The 17,062-nt window shown below is 62.4% G+C and carries 15 protein-coding genes and 2 tRNA genes; 11 read left to right on the forward strand and 6 right to left on the reverse strand.

The genetic code is table 11. The features are described 5' to 3' along the window. Positions 1-11: 11 nt before the first annotated feature. Complete coding sequence (gene msrQ, locus AB5Y91_RS06115) at positions 12-662, forward strand: protein-methionine-sulfoxide reductase heme-binding subunit MsrQ (protein ID WP_368169296.1); 651 nt, start codon at positions 12-14, stop codon at positions 660-662. A gap of 10 nt (positions 663-672) precedes the next feature. Here the strand turns inward: msrQ and AB5Y91_RS06120 are convergent, their stop codons facing one another. Then, positions 673-921, reverse strand: a complete 249-nt coding sequence (locus AB5Y91_RS06120) for a PepSY domain-containing protein (RefSeq protein ID WP_111910906.1) — start codon at positions 919-921, stop codon at positions 673-675. Between the two features lie 63 nt (positions 922-984). On the opposite strand from AB5Y91_RS06120, the gene AB5Y91_RS06125 reads away from it, so the two are divergent. From AB5Y91_RS06125 to AB5Y91_RS06140, 4 genes are all read left to right on the forward strand, one after another. Next, entirely contained in the window at positions 985-1,317 is a 333-nt protein-coding gene (locus AB5Y91_RS06125) for a PepSY domain-containing protein (protein ID WP_025328631.1), read from the forward strand. A gap of 81 nt (positions 1,318-1,398) precedes the next feature. Then, positions 1,399-2,055 carry a response regulator transcription factor gene (locus tag AB5Y91_RS06130; protein WP_025328630.1) on the forward strand — a complete coding sequence of 219 codons (657 nt, stop codon included), beginning with the start codon at positions 1,399-1,401 and terminating at the stop codon, positions 2,053-2,055. A gap of 37 nt (positions 2,056-2,092) precedes the next feature. Then, entirely contained in the window at positions 2,093-3,442 is a 1,350-nt protein-coding gene (locus AB5Y91_RS06135; RefSeq protein WP_368169297.1) for a sensor histidine kinase, read from the forward strand. A 122-nt stretch (positions 3,443-3,564) separates the two neighbouring features. Then, positions 3,565-4,026 (forward strand): hypothetical protein, encoded by a 462-nt coding sequence (locus AB5Y91_RS06140; protein ID WP_106885558.1) that lies wholly within the window; start codon positions 3,565-3,567, stop codon positions 4,024-4,026. A 140-nt stretch (positions 4,027-4,166) separates the two neighbouring features. Here the strand turns inward: AB5Y91_RS06140 and torA are convergent, their stop codons facing one another. Both torA and AB5Y91_RS06150 read right to left on the reverse strand, forming a co-directional pair. Continuing rightward, positions 4,167-6,647 (reverse strand): trimethylamine-N-oxide reductase TorA, encoded by a 2,481-nt coding sequence (gene torA, locus AB5Y91_RS06145; protein WP_139743794.1) that lies wholly within the window; start codon positions 6,645-6,647, stop codon positions 4,167-4,169. Between the two features lie 22 nt (positions 6,648-6,669). Continuing rightward, positions 6,670-7,800 (reverse strand): NapC/NirT family cytochrome c, encoded by a 1,131-nt coding sequence (locus AB5Y91_RS06150; RefSeq protein ID WP_111910908.1) that lies wholly within the window; start codon positions 7,798-7,800, stop codon positions 6,670-6,672. A gap of 348 nt (positions 7,801-8,148) precedes the next feature. Between AB5Y91_RS06150 and AB5Y91_RS06155 the strand changes: the two genes are divergently transcribed. Then, the gene (locus AB5Y91_RS06155; RefSeq protein ID WP_368169298.1) at positions 8,149-10,104 is read left to right on the forward strand and encodes a DNA topoisomerase III; all 1,956 of its coding nucleotides are present in this window, start codon (positions 8,149-8,151) and stop codon (positions 10,102-10,104) included. Between the two features lie 85 nt (positions 10,105-10,189). Here the strand turns inward: AB5Y91_RS06155 and AB5Y91_RS06160 are convergent, their stop codons facing one another. Next, positions 10,190-11,545 (reverse strand): TrkH family potassium uptake protein, encoded by a 1,356-nt coding sequence (locus AB5Y91_RS06160; RefSeq protein WP_111910910.1) that lies wholly within the window; start codon positions 11,543-11,545, stop codon positions 10,190-10,192. Continuing rightward, positions 11,542-12,195, reverse strand: a complete 654-nt coding sequence (locus AB5Y91_RS06165; protein ID WP_106885563.1) for a TrkA family potassium uptake protein — start codon at positions 12,193-12,195, stop codon at positions 11,542-11,544. The genes AB5Y91_RS06160 and AB5Y91_RS06165 overlap by 4 nt, the downstream gene beginning before the upstream one ends. A 125-nt stretch (positions 12,196-12,320) precedes the next feature. Here AB5Y91_RS06165 and murB point away from each other — a divergent pair, with 125 nt between their 5' ends. Further along, on the forward strand, positions 12,321-13,358 hold the full coding sequence (murB, locus tag AB5Y91_RS06170) for a UDP-N-acetylmuramate dehydrogenase (protein ID WP_368169299.1): 1,038 nt from the start codon (positions 12,321-12,323) through the stop codon (positions 13,356-13,358). Next, complete coding sequence (birA, locus tag AB5Y91_RS06175) at positions 13,355-14,320, forward strand: bifunctional biotin--[acetyl-CoA-carboxylase] ligase/biotin operon repressor BirA (RefSeq protein WP_368169300.1); 966 nt, start codon at positions 13,355-13,357, stop codon at positions 14,318-14,320. The genes murB and birA overlap by 4 nt, the downstream gene beginning before the upstream one ends. 77 nt (positions 14,321-14,397) lie before the next feature. On the opposite strand, the gene coaA is transcribed toward birA, so the two are convergent. Next, positions 14,398-15,336: a type I pantothenate kinase gene (coaA, locus tag AB5Y91_RS06180; protein ID WP_106885566.1), complete on the reverse strand. Its 939-nt coding sequence runs from the start codon at positions 15,334-15,336 to the stop codon at positions 14,398-14,400. A gap of 263 nt (positions 15,337-15,599) precedes the next feature. On the opposite strand from coaA, the gene AB5Y91_RS06185 reads away from it, so the two are divergent. The 3 genes from AB5Y91_RS06185 to tuf all read left to right on the forward strand — a co-directional run. After that, a tRNA-Tyr gene (locus AB5Y91_RS06185) sits at positions 15,600-15,684 on the forward strand. A gap of 38 nt (positions 15,685-15,722) precedes the next feature. Continuing rightward, a tRNA-Gly gene (locus AB5Y91_RS06190) sits at positions 15,723-15,797 on the forward strand. Between the two features lie 171 nt (positions 15,798-15,968). Further along, positions 15,969-17,062, forward strand: a 1,094-nt coding sequence (gene tuf / locus AB5Y91_RS06195; RefSeq protein ID WP_368169047.1) for an elongation factor Tu, incomplete at its 3' end; no start/stop codon positions are given.

The following is a 17,062-nucleotide window of genomic DNA, read 5'->3' on the forward strand; positions in this document are numbered from 1 at the left end:
GGAATTGCGATATGACGCCGAGACTGAAAACAGCCCATATCAACGGCTTGCGCCTGCTGGTACACCTGGCCTCGCTGGGCTTTTTGCTCTGGCTGGGCTATGCCGTGCCGGCCGGGTTGCTGGGGGGGGATCCGGTGCAGGGGCTGACCCACTATCTGGGCAAGGGGGCGCTGCATCTGCTGCTGCTTACCCTGCTGGTGTCGCCGCTGGCCAAACGCTGGCGCCAGGGTCAGCTCATCAAGCTGCGCCGCCCTCTCGGGCTCTGGTGTGCGGCCTGGGCCGGGTTGCACTTTATGGTCTGGCTGGGTCTGGATCTGCAGTTTGACTGGGGTCTGATCGGTGGCGAGCTGGTGAAGCGTAGCTACATAGTGGTCGGGGCGCTGGCCTTGCTGCTGTTGCTGGCGCTGAGCATCACCTCGATCCCGGCCCTGCTGCGGCGCATGGGGCCAGCCTGGCAGAAGCTGCACAACTGGATCTATGCGGTGGCCCTGCTGGTGCCGGTGCACTACTGGTGGTCGGTCAAGAGTGGCTGGCAGGAGCCCCTCATCTACCTGTTGCTGGCGATGGCTCTGCTGTGGCCGCGGCGAGAGAAGCTGCTGCGTCCCTGGCGCCGACGTCCGCAACCGGTCGGGAGGGCGGCGCAACAGCCGTCACGCCCATAGCAAAAGAGGCCTAATCGGCCTCTTTTTTGGTGATCTCTCCGCTGTAGGCATCGACCTGCAGCTGCACCCGCCTATCGTCGGCATCCAGGGTTTCCACCTCGAATTTGTCCCCTTCCAGCTCGACTTCCCGAATGTCGTGGTACCCTTGGGCCAGCAACAGCTTGACCAGGGCCGGCATGTCGAGACGCGTCTGAGCCGCCCAGCCAAGGGTGGAAAAAAGGCAGAGGATCAGCAGGATACTGCGTGGGATCATATTCATTCCGGATTCATGGCTGGCACACTATAAACGGCATTATGTTAGGTTTTGAGAGATGAATCACCCATGAATAGCGCGCTGCCCCTGCTTGGATTGCTGCTGCCGATGCTGGTCCAGGCGGCCCAGCCGAATGAGGCCTTGCTGCAACAGGCGGTCAGCGAGGGGCGGATCCGGCCTTTTCATGAGCTGATGGAGGTGGCTTCCCGCCTGCCGGTACGCGTGCTGCGCGTCGATCTGGGGGAGGAAGACGGGGTCTGGCTCTATGAGCTCAGGCTTATCGACGACGAGAACAGCGTCATCAAGGTGGGCTATCGCGCCGACAACCTGGAGATGGTGTGGCTCAAGGGCCATCATCTGGAGCGCCTGTTCGAGCCTCGCCCGCCCCCGGAAGAGGAGTGATCCGCCCTATGCTCCCCGCCCTGATGGTTCGTCCCCCAATTGCCGCCGCGACAGGCGCAACTCTGCTTTGGATACCCATTTATGCGAATTCTGATAGTTGAAGATGAAAAGATCCTGGCCGGCCAGCTGGCGGAACAGCTGCGCCTGTCCGGCTTTGTGACCGATCTCTGCCACGATGGCAACGAGGCGGGTTTTCTCGGCGAGACCGAACCCTATGACGCCATCATCCTGGATCTCGGTCTGCCGGGTCGCGATGGTCTGAGCGTGCTCAAGGAGTGGCGCAGCAAGGGGATAGACACCCCTGTGCTGGTGCTGACCGCCCGTGGCCAGTTGCACGAGAAGATAGAAGGGCTCAACGCCGGGGCCGATGACTACCTCACCAAGCCGTTCCAGGTCGCCGAGCTGGTGGCCCGGGTGCAGGCCCTGGTGCGCCGGGCGGCGGGCAATGCCAGCTCGATCCTGGAGATAGGCGGGGTGCGCCTCGACATGGCGGCCTCCCAGGTGTGGTACGAAGGCACCCCCATCAAGCTGACTGCCCACGAGTTCCGGGTGCTGGGGTATCTGATGCAGCACAGGGGCAAGGTGGTGTCGCGCAGCGAGCTGATCGACCACATCTATGCCCAGGATTTCGATCGCGACTCCAACACCGTCGAGGTGTTCATCGGCCGGATCCGCAAGAAGACCCACGCCGATCTGATCGAGACGGTGCGAGGTCTCGGCTACCGGATCAACGAGTGAGACGGACGCTGATGCCAGCACGGCAGGGGGTCGGTGAATGAGGCTGGTGCGTACCCTGCGGGGACGGCTGGTGGCCATCGCCCTGGTCTGGTGCGGGCTCTTCCTGTTCGCCACCGGCTTCAGCCTGCAGACCATGATGCGCAACTACTGGCAGGAGGCGGAAGCCGACGGCCTGAGGTTGCAGCTCTACGATCTGCTCTCTCGCCTGGAAATCCAGCCCGATGGTCTGCCCGTGGTCACCGAGCCCATGGCGGATCCCCGTTTCCGCCAGCCCTATTCCGGTTATTACTGGCAGCTTGAGCTGGGGGATACGGTGGTCAGCCGCTCCCGCTCCCTGTGGGATGTGCACCTGAGCGCCCACGGCCTGAAGTCGGCCTTCGGGGATCCGGATCTCTTCGTCGGCAAGGGGCCCAACAAGGAGCCCCTGCTGATCATGACTCGCACTGTGCTGCTGCCGGGCTCTGACAAGGTGTTTACCCTGGTGATGGCCAAGGACAGCAGCGCCCTGACCCAGACCCTGAAGAAGACCCGGATCAGCCTCTTCCTCGGTCTCGGCTTCGCCGCCGCCGGCCTGGTGCTGGGTTTCATGTTCCAGATCGTCTACGGCCTGCGTCCGCTCCATCTGCTGCGCCGCGAGCTGAGCCGGGTCCACCAGGGCCATCAGGAGGGGTTCCGGCTGCGCTATCCGCTGGAGATCCAGCCGCTGGTGGAAGACATCAACCGCCTGCTGCACCACTACAGTGAGCTGCTGCAGCGGGCCCGCTCCCACACCGGCAACCTGGCTCACGCCCTCAAGACGCCCCTCAGCATAATGCGCAATCAGGTGGCCCAGCTGCCCCCCGAGGATCAGGCCGCCATCGGCGAGCAGCTCGACCAGATCCAGCGCCACATCGACTATCACCTCGGCAAGGCGCGGGTCACCGGCGCCGCCAAGATCCTCGGGGTCTCGACCCCGGTGCGGGCGCGGGTGGAGTACATCTGCCGCGCCTTCTCCCGTCTCTACCCGGGCAAGACGGTGGACCTGCAGGTGCCGGCCAACCTGGCGGTCGGGGTGGAGGAGCAGGACTTCGACGAGATGGTGGGCAATCTGCTGGAAAACGCCTTCAAATGGTCCGCCAGCCAGTTGCGCATCTCCAGCGCCGAGCTGGGGGGCTGGATCACCCTGCGTATCGAGGACGATGGCCCCGGCATGAGCGAGGATCAGATAGCCAAGGCGGTGCTGCGCGGGGTGCGCCTCGACGAGAAGGTGCCTGGCTCCGGGCTCGGCCTCAACATAGTGTCAGACTTGGCCGAAGCCTATCGTGGCAGCCTCATCATGGGGCGCGCCGAGCTGGGAGGGCTTGCCGCCTCGCTCTCGCTGCCCAAGGTGGCCAGGGTCGACGGTTAGCGTACCTATGAGTGAGGCGGCCCGGCATGGGCCGCTCGGGCCTGTGTCGTCCTCCGAGGTAGCATGGGGGGCGCACCAGGCATAAGATAGGGTCCTTATTTCAAGCGGTAGGAAGGGTAGCAATGACTGACGATCCATGGGCGCTGTGCCATCTCGATGATTCGTTCGATGCCTCGGTGCTGGGTACCAAGGGGGCCCAGATCCAGTGGTTTGAGGACAGGGAGTCCCTGATCCAGTTCTTGCTGGAGGACTTTGTCGATCTGCTGGCCGATGTGGGCGAACTGGATGAGGATCAGACCGAGAGCGCCCGCGAGCGCTTCACCCTGCTGGTGGAGCAGAGTCAGGACGATCGCACCCTGATGGATGCCATCAACGATCTCGCCTCCGGCCTGCGCCGCATCGCCTGGCTGGGGCCGCTCTCGGAGCTGGCCGAGATCAGCGACGATTTCGCGAGCGGCCTGCGCGCCTTCTTCTGGACCCAGTATGATGGGGACGAGGATGACCCCGAAGCCTGGGTGCCGGAAGATCTCTGGCCCCAGCTCGTTGAGTGTGCGGAAGAGTACATGGTTGAGGGAGACTTCTGATCCACCTTGTCTGCGCTCTGGCGGCAAAGCGGATGGAGTGTGCACAAGAGTAGATGGTGGAGGGAGACTTCTGAGTCACCCCGAAAACCGCGATAAAGAAAACGGCGCCTTATGGCGCCGTTTTTGTCTTCATCCCGGCATCAGGCGTGGGCCGGTACCTCATGGGCTGTGTTGACGAGTTCTGGCCCGCTGTACTTCTCGATCTGCAATTGGGCCATGTGACCGCAGTTGCCTTGCGCCAGGCTGGAGGAGCCCTCGTCGAAGGTGAGGCAGTTGACGTTGCCGTTCTTGCAGATGGCGCCCACCTCGCCTGGTTTGGCCGGATCGAACCAGGCCCCTTCGCAGATCCGCACCACGCCGGGGCGAATGTCTTTCGAGAGCAGCGCCCCCACCAGGATCTGGCCGCGCTCGTTGAAGGCGCGCACCAGGTCCCCATCCTGGATGCCGCGCGCCTTGGCGTCGTCCGGGTGGATCAGTATGGCTTCCCGATCGGCGATGGCGAACTTGTCCCGCAGCGGGGTGTTGTCCAGCTGGGAGTGCAGCCGCTGGGTCGGGTGCGAGGTGTTGAGCGACAGCGGATAGCGCGCTGCCACCTCGCTCTTCACCCACTCCTTGGGTTCATACCACTTGGGGTGGCCGGCGCAGTCGGCATAACCCATGCCCGCTACCGTGTTGGAGAAGATCTCTATCTTGCCGGACGGGGTGCCGAGCGGGTTGAGCAGCGGGTTCTCGCGAAAATCGGCGTGACGGATCCACTGGCGGTTCGCCTCGGGGATCGGGAAACGAATGTAGTTGTTGGACTCCCAGAACATGCTGAACGGCGGCAGCGCCACCCGGGCACCCCGGGCCTGGGCGGCCATGCCGTCGTACATCTGCTTGAGCCACAGCATCTCGTCCTTCCCTTCGGTGTACTGCTCCTGCACACCCAGCTTGGCGGCGATGGCGCTGAAGATATCGAAGTCGTTGCGGGACTCGTGCTGGGGGGGCACGCACTGGTGCATGGGGAACACATAGCGCTGGGAGTAATCGCCCCCCATCTCCAGATCGTTGCGCTCGTAGCTGGTGGTGACCGGCAGCACTATGTCGGCGTGCTTGGCGGTGGCCGTCCAGTAGGGCTCGTGCACTATCACCGTCTGCGGCTTGCGCCAGGCCTTGAGCAGGTTGTTGGTGTCCTGATGGTGGTGGAAGGGGTTGCCACCCGCCACATAGACCAGCTTGATGTCCGGATAGGTCACCTTGCGGCCGTTGAAATCGATGGTCTTGCCCGGATTGGCGAGACAGTCGGCGATGCGGGCCACCGGGATGGGGGCCGGGCTGTTCTTGGGGGCGTTGCCGGCGGAGATGCCGGCCAGGATCCCACCCTTGGCGGTGGGGCTGCCACCGGAGGAGTAGTGGTAGCTGAAGCCGTAGCCGCCCCCCGGCAGGCCGATCTGGCCCAGCATGGCCGCTAGCGTGATCAGCATCCAGTTTGGCTGCTCCCCGTGGTGCTGACGCTGCATGCCCCAGCCGGCCATGATCATGGTGCGCTTGGCGGCCATGTCGAGGGCAAGCTGGCGAATGACCTTGGCCTCGACGCCGCAGACGCTGCTCGCCCACTCGGCGCTCTTCGGCTGACCGTCGTCCTTGCCCAGCAGGTAGTCGAGGAACTTGTCGAAGCCGACGGCGTAGCGATCGAGGAAGGCCTGATCGTGCTTCTTCTCGCTGTAAAGGGTGTGGGCCACCCCCAGCATCATGGCCACGTCTGTGTAGGCGTTCGGGGCTATCCACTCGGCGTTGGCCAGCTTGGCGGTCTCGTTGTAGACGGGATCTATGCTGATGACGCGGGTGCCCTTCTCCTTCAGGGCCTTGAAACCGGCCTGGCCCTCGTGATCCGGCATGTTCCAGCTGTTCTTCAGGGTGACCTGGGCGTTGACCCCCCAGAGCACCACCAGTTCGGCGTGCTCCACCACGTTGGGCCAGGCGGTCTGCTGTTCGTACACCTCGATGGAGCCCATCACATGGGACATGATCACCTGGGCCGCGCCTGTGGAGTAGTCACCGGCATAGCCGGTGAAGCCGCCACTGAGATTCATCAGGCGGTGCAGCAGGGTGCGACTGTTGTGGAACATGCCGACACTCTTCCAGCCGTAGGAGCCGGCGTGGATCGCCTGGGGGCCGAAGTCGCGCTGGACCCGCTGGATCTCGCCGGCCACCAGTTCGATGGCTTGCTCCCAACTCACCCGCACCCACTCGTCGGCGCCGCGCAGCTCCGGCTTGGCGCCCGGGCCGTGCTCCAGCCAGCTCTTGCGCACCATGGGGTACTTGATGCGGTTCTTGGCATGGACCTGGAACGGCGCCATGTCGATGAGGTCATTCGGTGCCGGATCATCGGCCACCGGCTGGACCCGCACCATGCGGCCATCGGCGACTATGGCCTCGAAGGCTCCCCAGTGGGCACCGGTCAGTATGCCCTTCTGGGCGGGGACCAGGGTGGGGAACTGCTCCAGCGCCGTGCTGATGGCCTGGGCCAGGGCGTGTTTCGGGAACAGGGCACCGAGCAGGGGCAGGGCAGCACAGGCCCCCAGGCCCTTGAGCAGGCTGCGGCGGGACAGATTGGTCTGTTGATCATTGAAAAAAGTCATATCGAATTCCTCTGTTCCAGCCTTAGTGTGCCGCGCTCATGTCACTGGCGTGTTTCTGCACGTATTGGGTCAGCATGCGAGCCTGCTCCGGGGTGAGGGAGGTGCGGGATTCCATGCCCTTGATGACGCCTATCCACTGGTTGGCATTGAAGTGATCCAGCGCGGTGAGACCGTGGCAGCCGGTACAGTTGTTGGACATCAGGGTGGAGGCGTATTGCCACAGCTTGCCCTGATCGCCGATGAGCTGGGCCTCGTCCACCCAGGCGGTCAGCTTGACCTGATGCCAGGTGAGGTTGGTGGCGCTGTCGGTCTCGCTCTTGCCGGTGACCAGCGCCTGCTTGGCGGCATCGCCGACCAGCACGCTCAGGATGCGTTTGCCGGGGGCTGCGTAGAAGACCTCGCTCACCCCGTCCTGCTGCCAGCCCTCGATCTGCACCTGGGCGCGGCCGTTGTCGTTGGCCAGCACTTCCACCTTGGTCGACGGCATCAGGGTGCCTTCGTCCGTGGTGGCCTTGGCATCGAGGAACAGGGGCGTGGTGGCGATGGCGTAACGGGTGGTGACGCTGGCCGGAGTCTGGGCCGCGGCCGCAGCCAGTTCACTGGCGCCGGCGGCAGCCAGACCGCTCATGTCAGGCATGATGTGGGCGACGCCGCGGTGGCAGTCGATACAGGTCTGGCCCTCCTTGATGGCGACCGGGTGTTCGGCGCGGGCGTTCGGGCGCTGGGCCAGAATGTCCATGGCGGCGTAGCTGTGGCAGCTGCGGCAGGTGGCGGAGTCATTGGCCTTGAGCTGATCCCAGACCGTCTGGGCCATGCGCAGCTTGTGGGCTTCGTATTTCTCAGGCGTGTCGAGGGTGCCGATCGCCTCGTGATAGATGTCCTTCACGGCGCGGATCTTGGTCCATAGGTAGGAGGCGGGCTCATTGGGAATGTGGCAGTCGGCGCACTCTGCACGGATCCCCTTCACGTTCTGGAAGTGGACGCTGCCCTGATACTCGGCGAGCGGTGTCTGCATGGAGTGGCAGGAGACGCAGAATTCGGTGGAGCTGGTCTTGTGCAGCACTGTGACTGTCACTCCCAGTGCCGCGACGCCCAGCAGGGCTCCGAGCAACAGGAGCCAGAACCAGGTCTTTCTCAACATTTTTCCAAGCATGGCGGCAGTGTCCTTCGAATCGGGTATTACCAATATAGTAGTAGTCTTGACGGGTGAGGGATTGACCTCGGTTATGCTTTTTATTCTTTAAATTGGTTTTTCTTGGTTTTAAATTTGATAAATACGCTTTTGTTTGAATTTAAATCAATCCCAGATGGTTAACTTTGTTAGTTTAGCCTTATTTGGCTCTCTTTTGGTCATCATATCCGTACGAATGATGCTGGAAACGGCACTGTCGCGACGTTTTGCTCTCCAGTGCGACTTTCTGGCTCTGAATGGGCCGGTGTTGGGCTTTACGAAAGGCTCGATATATACTGTTTGCATATACAGTGATCAGGTTTGTCAGTCATGCGACTCTTTATTGCCGAAAAGCCCAGCCTTGGCCGCGCCATCGCCGATGTTCTGCCCAAGCCCCACAAGAAGGGGGAGGGCTTCATCGAGACGGCGCAGGGAGACGTGGTGACCTGGTGTATCGGCCACCTGCTGGAGCAGGCGGAGCCCGATGCCTATGATGCTGCTTATAAGCAGTGGCGCATGGAGCAGCTCCCCATAGTGCCGAGCCAGTGGCAGCTGGTGGCCAAGCCCAAGACCAGGAGCCAGCTTGCCGTGATCAAGCGGCTCATCAAGCAGGCCGACTGCGTGGTGAATGCCGGTGACCCGGACCGAGAGGGGCAGTTGCTGGTGGACGAGGTGATCGATTTTCTCGGCTACCCCAAACTCAAGCCGGTGCAGCGCTGCCTCATCAGCGATCTCAACCCCCCCGCGGTGCGCCGCGCCCTCGACAAGCTGCGGGACAACAAGGAGTTCGTGCCGCTGGCGGTCTCGGCGCTGGCCCGCAGCCGCGCAGACTGGCTCTACGGCATCAACATGACCCGCGCCTATACCCTGCTCGGGCGCAAGGCCGGCTGCAGCGAGCTGCTCTCGGTCGGCCGGGTGCAGACGCCGCTGCTGGGGCTGGTGGTGCGGCGGGATCTCGAGATAGACGCCTTCGTGCCGAAACCCTTCTACGAGGTGCTGGCCCATGTGGTGACGGAGCGCAACGAAGGGTTCAGCGCCAAGTGGCTGCCCTCCGAGGCCTGCGCACCCTGGCAGGACGAGGAGGGGCGGGTGCTCAACCGGGCGCTGGCCGCCAAGGTGGTGGAGCGCATCCAGGGCCAGCCAGCCCGGGTGGAGGAGGTGGAAGAGCAAGCCCGGAAGCAGGCGGCGTCACTGCCTTACAACCTCTCCAGCCTGCAGATCGATGCCGCCAAGCGGTTCGGCATGGACGCCAAGCGGGTGCTGGATGTCTGCCAGAGCCTCTACGAGCGCCACAAGCTCATCACCTACCCCAGATCCGACAGCCGCTATCTGCCGAGCGATCACTTCAATCGGGCACCCCAGGTGCGGGATGCCATCGCCGCCACGGCCCCGGCCCTGGCCAAGGCAGTGAGCGAGGCAGATGGCAAGCTGCGCAGCAAGGCGTGGAATGACGGCAAGGTGGATGCCCATCACGCCATCATCCCCACCGAGAAGCATGGCAACCTGGCCAGCCTCTCCGCCGACGAGGGCAAGCTCTATGGCCTGGTCGCCCGTCAGTACCTGCTGCAGTTCTATCCGCCGTTCGAATACAACGACAGTCGGGTGTTGCTGCGCATCGCCGGTGGCCTGTTCCAGGCCAAGGCGCGGCGCATCCTCAAGGCGGGCTGGAAGGCGCTGCTCGGGGTCGAAGAGGACGATGAGGAGGAGGCGGGCACCCTGCCGGCCCTGCGTCAGGGCGAGGAGCTGCGCTGCGAGCGGGGCGAGCTGCTGGAGAAGATGACCCAGGCTCCCAAGGCATTCACCGACGCCACCCTGCTGGCCGCCATGACAGGCATAGCCCGCCATGTGCAGGATCCCGAGATCCGCAAGATCCTGCGCGAGACCGATGGGCTGGGCACGGAGGCGACCCGGGCCGGCATCATAGATCTGCTGTTCAAGCGCCGCTTCCTGGTGCGGCAGGGCAAGAGCATCAAGGCGACCCCGACCGGACGGGCCCTGATCCAGGCATTGCCTGCCACAGCAACGACGCCGGACATGACGGCGCTGTGGGAGCAGCACCTTGGCCGGATCGCCGAGCGTCACGCCAGCTACCAGCAATTTATGGGGCCGCTCACCGAGCAGCTTAACGGCCTGATTGAGGGGGCCAGGCAGGATTCGGGGGCCAGCTTCAGCGCCCTGCCCAAGGAGGCGCCGGGGGCCTGCAAGCGGCGCTTCAGCCGCAAGAGTGCCGGTGCACAGCCCCGCAAGGGGGCAGGCAAGCGCCCGGCCAGAAGCAAGGCCGCCTGAGTGGCCCGGGGCCATTGCGGCGACATGAGGCGTAAAAAGAGAGAGGGGCCCTGGGCCCCTCTCTCGTTCCGGTTCTGGCGGCCGATCAGCCGGTATAGACGCCCTCTTCCGGGTAGCGGATCCGGGTCTCGCTCGGTCTGGCCAGCATCAGCGCTAGGGTCAGCGGTCCGAGACGGCCGCAGATCATCACCAGCACCAGGATGAGCTTGCCCGGCTCGCTCAGGGAGGCGGTGATGCCGGTCGAGAGGCCGACGGTGGCAAAGGCCGAGACGGTCTCGAACATGATCTTGTCGAAGGGTTGCGACTCGGTGAGCATCAGCAGGAACATGGCCAGCATCAGCACCATGGTGCTGACGATGATGATGGCCAGGGATCGGGTCACTATCTGGGGTGACAGGGTGCGGCCGAAGGCGGTGACATGGGGACGCTTGGTGAGGAAGGCCCGGGTGGCCAGCAACACCACGGCGAAGGTGGTGACCTTGATACCGCCCCCCGTCGAGGTGGCACCAGCACCGATGAACATCAACATCATCATGAACAGCAGGGAGGCGGGCACCATCTGGCCTATGTCCACAGTGTTGAAGCCTGCCGTGCGCGCCGTGGCCGACTGGAAGAAGGCCGCCAGCAGCTGGCCGCCGGGCCCGGCGTTGCCGAAGGTGGCGGGATTGTTGTGCTCCAGCAGCCAGAACATCAGGGTGCCCAGCAGCAGCAGCCCCGGGGTCATCAGCAACATCAGCTTGCTGTGCAGCTTGAGCTTGCGCCAGCGACGGTTGCGCACCAGATCGACGATGACGGTAAAACCCAGGCCGCCGAGGATGAGCAGGGCCGGTATGGTCAGGCTGATGATGGGGTCGTCTCTGTAGTCGATGAGGTTGTTGGCAAACAGCGAGAATCCGGCGTTGTTGAAGGCAGAGACCGCATGGAAGAAGCTGACGTAGAGGCCATGGCCCCAGCCCATCTCGGGCACCCAGCGAATAGCCATGATGGCGGTGCCGATCAGCTGGGCAATCAGGGCGAACAGCACTATGCGCTTCACCAGCTGGATGATGTTGACCGATCCCTCCTGGCCCAGTGCCTCTTTCGCCAGTACCTGCTGGCGCAGGCCGACCCGCTTGCTGAACATGGCGATGAGCAACAGGGTCATGGTCATCTGGCCCAGGCCCCCTATCTCCATCAGCATCAGCAGTATGATCTGTCCTTGCAGGGTAAAGGCGGTGCCTGTATCCACCACCCCGAGCCCGGTCACACTGATGGCCGAGGTCGCGGTGAACAGGGCATTGATGAAGGTGACCTCGCCGTTGTGGCTCGAGGGCTGCACCAGAAACAGGGTGCCGACCAACAAGATGATGAGAAAGCTGCCCAGGATCAGCCTGGCTTCACTCCAGCGGGACTCGGTATCCCTGTACAGGGCGAAGGCGTAGTTGCTGCGCCAGTTGATCATAGGGTGTCGAGCCAGTGATCGATGGCGTGCTTGTTGCCGGCCAGGATCAGGATGTCACCGAGCTGCAGCTCCATCTTGCCGGTCAGCACGTTGTGCAGCACCTCACCGCGCTTGATGGCCAGCAACTGGAAGTCGCTCTGTTGCAGCAGGTGCAGATCGGCCAGGGTACGGCCGTTCTGTTGCAGACCGATCACGAATTCGGTCAGCACCATGTCGTGCCCCAGCTCCAGATAGTCGAACAGACGGTTGTCCAGCATGCTCTGGGCGACCCGGCGACCCATGTCCCACTCCGGGTTGATCACCTTGTCGGCGCCCACCTTCTGCAGGATCTTGGCGTGGAACTTGTCACGCGCCTTGACCCATACCTTCTTCACCCCGGCTTCCTTCAGCACCAGCGTGGTGAGAATGCTGGTCTCCAGACTGTCGCCGATGGCCACGAAGACGATATCGAAATTGGCCAGCCCCAGCTCGGCGACCGTGGCCTCATCGGTGGCATCGGCCACGATGACGTGATTGCACAGGGTTGCTATCTGGCGGGTCTTGCTCTCGTCGATATCGATGGCCAGCACCTCGGCATTCTGCAACTGCAGCTCTTCACACAGTGCGCTGCCGAACAGGCCGAGGCCGATGACGGCGAATTGATTGTTCATTCATGCTTCCTCAACGGGCTGAAGGGCTTACTTTACTCCAGCGGTTTGAGTCCGAACAGTACCCGGGTTTTTCGTCCCGGGGGATCTGGGGTAAACTGCGCCCTTGCCCTTGTCGGAACACGCAGATGAAACTCACTCCCCATGCCCCCTTGGCGGCCCTCAATACCCTGGGTTTGGAAGCACATTGCCTCTGGCTGGCCGAAGTGGCCCAGTTGGATGATCTTTGCCAGTTGCGGGCCAATTCGGAGCTGAACGCCTTGCCGCGCCTGGTGCTGGGTGGTGGGAGCAACATCTTGTTCTGCAATGATTTTGCCGGTCTGGTCGTGCTCAATCGGATGAAAGGCATAGCGCTGCAGGATGACGACAGCCACTGGTTGCTGCACGTGGCGGCGGGGGAGGAGTGGCATCAGCTGGTGTGCCATGCCCTGCAACAGGGCTGGCATGGGCTGGAGAACCTGGCGCTGATCCCGGGCACAGTCGGTGCGGCCCCGGTGCAGAACATAGGTGCTTACGGGGTCGAGCTGGCCCGGTTCTGTGCCTATGTGGAGGCGTTCAACTGGCAGAGCGGCGAGGTGGAGCGCATCGACGCAGCCGACTGTCAGTTCGGCTATCGTGACAGCATCTTCAAGCACGATTATCAGGACACCCACTTCATCACCGCCGTCGGGTTGCGCCTGCCCAAGGCCTGGCAACCCGTGATCGGTTATGGCCCCCTGGCGGCCCTCGGCGAACATCCCGGTGCGCAGGCCATCTTCGACACCGTCTGTGCCACCCGCATGGCCAAGTTGCCGGACCCTGCCGTGCTCGGCAACGCGGGCAGCTTCTTCAAGAACCCCGTGGTGCCAACCTCGGTGGCGGATGCACTCAAGGGGCAATATCCGCAGATGCCCTGCTACCCGGCCGGGGAGGGGCAGGCCAAGCTGGCGGCGGGCTGGCTCATCGATCAGTGCGGGCTCAAGGGCTTTGCCATCGGCCGTGCCGCCGTCCATCAGGAGCAGGCGCTGGTGCTGGTCAACCTCGGGGGCGCCAGTGCCATGGAGCTCATCGCCCTGGCCGCCCATGTGCGTGACAGCGTGGAGCACAAGTTCGGTGTCGTGCTGGAGCACGAGGTGCGCTTCATGGGGCTCACCGGCGAGACCTGGCTGGACGAGGTGCTGGCATGACCCTCACTCCCATCAGGCAGACTCTGATCGGCTTGCTCAGCGACGGCCAGTTCCACTCCGGTGAGCAGCTCGGTGAGCAGCTTGGCATCAGCCGCGCGGCTGTGAGCAAACACATGGCCGCCCTCAAGGAGCTGGGGCTGGATCTGTTCAGCCTGACCGGCAAGGGGTACCGCCTGGCGGTTCCCATGGCACTCTATGATCAGGCGCAACTGCAGGCACTGGCTCCCATGGCGCCGGTACACTGCTTCTCGGTTATCGACTCCACCAACCAGTATCTGTTTGAGCGGGTCAACCAGCTGAGCGCCGGCGAGAGTTGCCTGGCCGAGTGCCAGACTGCCGGTCGGGGGCGTCGTGGCAAGCCCTGGGTCTCGCCGTTCGGTTGCCAGCTGATCCTCAGCATGTACTGGCGGCTCGAGCAGGGCATGGCGGCCGCCATGGGGCTGAGTCTGGCGGTGGGGGTGGCCGTGGTGGAGGCGCTGGAATCCCTCGGCTACCCCGGGGTGGAGCTCAAGTGGCCGAACGATCTCTATTACCTGGGCCGCAAGCTGGCGGGCATCCTGGTAGAGATGAGCGGCAGCGCCGGCGCCAGCTGCCATCTGGTGATCGGCATCGGCCTCAATCTGGCGATGCCGAGCCAGCAGGGGGAGAAGATCGATCAGGCCTGGTCAGAGCTGCGCCAGGTTCAGCCCGAACTGGTGGATCGCAACCAGCTGGCGGCCTGCGTACTCCTGCATCTGCAACGGGCCATGCAGACCTTCGAGCAGAGCGGTCTGGCGAGCTTCGTCGAGAGCTGGAACCGGCTTGACTACTTTGCCGGCCAACCGGTGAAGTTGTTGATGGGGGAGCAGGTGATCCGCGGCATAGCCCGGGGCATCGACGATCGCGGTGCCTTGCGGCTGGAAACGGACGAGGGAGTCAAACTCTATCTGGGGGGAGAGATCTCCCTGCGCCGGGGCGACTGAGCGAGACTGGCTCATGAGAACCCAATAGAAGAGGGGGCCTGCGGGCCCCCTCTTCGTTATCCGGCGACCCGCTGCGGTCACTTGCGCAGCTTGATCTGCTCGATGGCGTGCTCTTGTCCCTTGGTCAGGATCAGGTTGGCCCGCTCCCGGGTCGGCAAGATGTTCTCTTGCAGATTCAGATAGTTGATGTCTTGCCATATGTTGCTGGCAATCTCGGTCGCCTCGCTTTCCGCCAGTTTGGCATAGTGGTGGAAGTAGGAGTCCGGATCCGAGAAGGCCCCGCTACGGAACTTGAGGAAGCGATCTATGTACCAGGCGCGCAGCAGCTCGGCGTCGGCGTCCACATAGATGGAGAAGTCGACAAAATCTGACACGAAGACCCTGTGGGGCTCCTGAGGGTAATCCATGCCGCTCTGCAGCACGTTGAGCCCCTCCAGGATCAGGATGTCCGGCTGTTCCACCACCTTCTTCTCATCGGGCAGGATGTCGTAGATAAGGTGAGAGTAAACCGGCGCTTCGACCTTCTCGTGACCCGCACGTATGTTGGCGACAAACTCCACCAGATGGCGGATGTCGTAGGATTCCGGAAAACCCTTGCGGCGCATCAGCCCTCGCTCTTCCAGCTCCTTGTTGGGATAAAGGAAGCCATCCGTGGTGACCAGTTCCACCCGCGGATGCTCGGGCCAGCGCTCCAGCAATGCTTGCAGGATGCGGGCCGTGGTGCTCTTTCCCCCCGCCACGCTGCCGGCGATGCTGATGATGTAGGTGCCCTTGCCGCGGGACTGGCCGAGAAACTGCTCCAGCACCCGACTGCGGCGCTGCTTGGCCTTGACGTAGAGATTGAGCAGGCGGGAAAGGGGCAGATAGATCTCTTCCACCTCGCGCAATGACACCTTCTCGTTGATGCCACGCAGGGTGTGCAGGTCCCTCTCGGTCAGGGTCAGGGGGACCGCATCGCGCAATAACGCCCATTGTTCGCGGGTGAATTGCAAATAGGGGTTATGCTCTGTCGTCATGGTGTCATCACTGTTTCTTGGGCAGGGCGACCATACACCAAGGGATCGGGAGCGACAAGGGACGCGTCCGGTTGGGACTGAGGAGGAGCGTTTTTTTGCATAGATCCCGGCAATAATGCACATTTTGCAGGGCGCAGTGGTTGCATCCCCAAAATCCTTACCATAAAATGCGCGACGCTTGGATGTCTGTCGTCTATTTGCCCAGCAAAAGCGACAAAAACAACGGGTGCAAGCAGAATTACCGTTGTGGCATTCGTGCAATCGGAGGGGTTCCCGAGCGGCCAAAGGGATCAGACTGTAAATCTGACGGCTCTGCCTTCGAAGGTTCGAATCCTTCTCCCTCCACCATATTTCTCTGCGGTTTGAGTTCTTTGGGTTAGAGAAATGCGGGCATCGTATAATGGCTATTACCTCAGCCTTCCAAGCTGATGATGCGGGTTCGATTCCCGCTGCCCGCTCCAAGATGCTGATATGGCTCAGGTAATTCTGAAAGCCACACCCTAGGGTGAGTTCGGCAATCGAACCTGCCTGCCAGCACCATCCTCTCTGTCCCCCTGATTCAAATCCATCATATAAACTGTTCTGTGGTTAGCTTGCCACCGCGTACTCAGCGTTAGTTTAGAGGGACGATCATGTCTAAAGAAAAATTTGAGCGTAATAAACCGCACGTTAACGTGGGTACCATCGGCCACGTTGACCACGGTAAAACCACCCTGACCGCCGCCATCACCAACGTGCTGGCCAAGCACTTCGGTGGTAAAGCTTTCGCCTTCGACCAGATCGACAAGGCGCCGGAAGAGCGTGAGCGTGGTATCACCATCAACACCTCCCACGTAGAATACGACACCGCTATCCGTCACTACGCCCACGTAGATTGCCCGGGTCACGCCGACTACGTTAAGAACATGATCACCGGTGCTGCCCAGATGGACGGCGCGATTCTGGTAGTAGCCGCGACTGACGGCCCGATGCCGCAAACTCGTGAGCACATCCTGCTGGGTCGCCAGGTTGGCATCCCGTACATGATCGTGTTCATGAACAAGTGCGACATGGTAGATGACGAAGAGCTGCTCGAACTGGTCGAGATGGAAGTTCGTGAACTGCTGACCGAGTACGACTTCCCGGGTGATGACCTGCCGGTAGTTCGTGGTTCCGCGCTGAAAGCGCTGGAAGGCGACGCTGCATGGGAAGAGAAGATCATCGAGCTGGCTCACCACCTGGATACCTACATCCCGGAGCCGGAGCGTGCCATTGACCAGCCGTTCCTGATGCCTATCGAAGACGTCTTCTCCATCGCTGGCCGTGGTACCGTTGTTACCGGTCGTGTAGAGCGCGGTATCGTCAAGGTCGGTGAGACTGTAGAAATCGTCGGTATCAAAGACACCGTTTCTACCACCTGTACCGGTGTTGAAATGTTCCGCAAACTGCTGGACGAAGGCCGTGCTGGTGAGAACGTTGGCGCCCTGCTGCGTGGCGTGAAGCGTGAAGAAGTTGAGCGTGGTCAAGTACTGGCCAAGCCGGGCTCCATCAAGCCGCACACCAAGTTCGAATCCGAAGTGTACGTGCTGTCCAAAGAAGAAGGTGGTCGTCATACCCCGTTCTTCAAGGGCTACCGTCCGCAGTTCTACTTCCGTACTACCGACGTGACCGGTACCATCGAACTGCCGGAAGGCGTTGAAATGGTAATGCCAGGCGACAACATCAAAATGGTTGTTACCCTGATCGC

It is taken from the genome of Aeromonas sp. R4-3 (genome assembly GCF_040908275.1).
GTDB lineage: Bacteria > Pseudomonadota > Gammaproteobacteria > Enterobacterales > Aeromonadaceae > Aeromonas > Aeromonas rivipollensis.

Excerpts from the sequence above, each read along its gene's own strand:
- msrQ (WP_368169296.1), top strand. The coding sequence starts at position 12 with ATGACGCCGAGACTGAAAACAGCCCATATCAACGGCTTGCGCCTGCTG.
- AB5Y91_RS06120 (WP_111910906.1), bottom strand. The coding sequence starts at position 921 with ATGAATATGATCCCACGCAGTATCCTGCTGATCCTCTGCCTTTTTTCC.
- AB5Y91_RS06125 (WP_025328631.1), top strand. The coding sequence starts at position 985 with ATGAATAGCGCGCTGCCCCTGCTTGGATTGCTGCTGCCGATGCTGGTC.
- AB5Y91_RS06130 (WP_025328630.1), top strand. The coding sequence starts at position 1,399 with ATGCGAATTCTGATAGTTGAAGATGAAAAGATCCTGGCCGGCCAGCTG.
- AB5Y91_RS06135 (WP_368169297.1), top strand. The coding sequence starts at position 2,093 with ATGAGGCTGGTGCGTACCCTGCGGGGACGGCTGGTGGCCATCGCCCTG.
- AB5Y91_RS06140 (WP_106885558.1), top strand. The coding sequence starts at position 3,565 with ATGACTGACGATCCATGGGCGCTGTGCCATCTCGATGATTCGTTCGAT.
- torA (WP_139743794.1), bottom strand. The coding sequence starts at position 6,647 with ATGACTTTTTTCAATGATCAACAGACCAATCTGTCCCGCCGCAGCCTG.
- AB5Y91_RS06150 (WP_111910908.1), bottom strand. The coding sequence starts at position 7,800 with ATGCTTGGAAAAATGTTGAGAAAGACCTGGTTCTGGCTCCTGTTGCTC.
- AB5Y91_RS06155 (WP_368169298.1), top strand. The coding sequence starts at position 8,149 with ATGCGACTCTTTATTGCCGAAAAGCCCAGCCTTGGCCGCGCCATCGCC.
- AB5Y91_RS06160 (WP_111910910.1), bottom strand. The coding sequence starts at position 11,545 with ATGATCAACTGGCGCAGCAACTACGCCTTCGCCCTGTACAGGGATACC.
- AB5Y91_RS06165 (WP_106885563.1), bottom strand. The coding sequence starts at position 12,195 with ATGAACAATCAATTCGCCGTCATCGGCCTCGGCCTGTTCGGCAGCGCA.
- murB (WP_368169299.1), top strand. The coding sequence starts at position 12,321 with ATGAAACTCACTCCCCATGCCCCCTTGGCGGCCCTCAATACCCTGGGT.
- birA (WP_368169300.1), top strand. The coding sequence starts at position 13,355 with ATGACCCTCACTCCCATCAGGCAGACTCTGATCGGCTTGCTCAGCGAC.
- coaA (WP_106885566.1), bottom strand. The coding sequence starts at position 15,336 with ATGACGACAGAGCATAACCCCTATTTGCAATTCACCCGCGAACAATGG.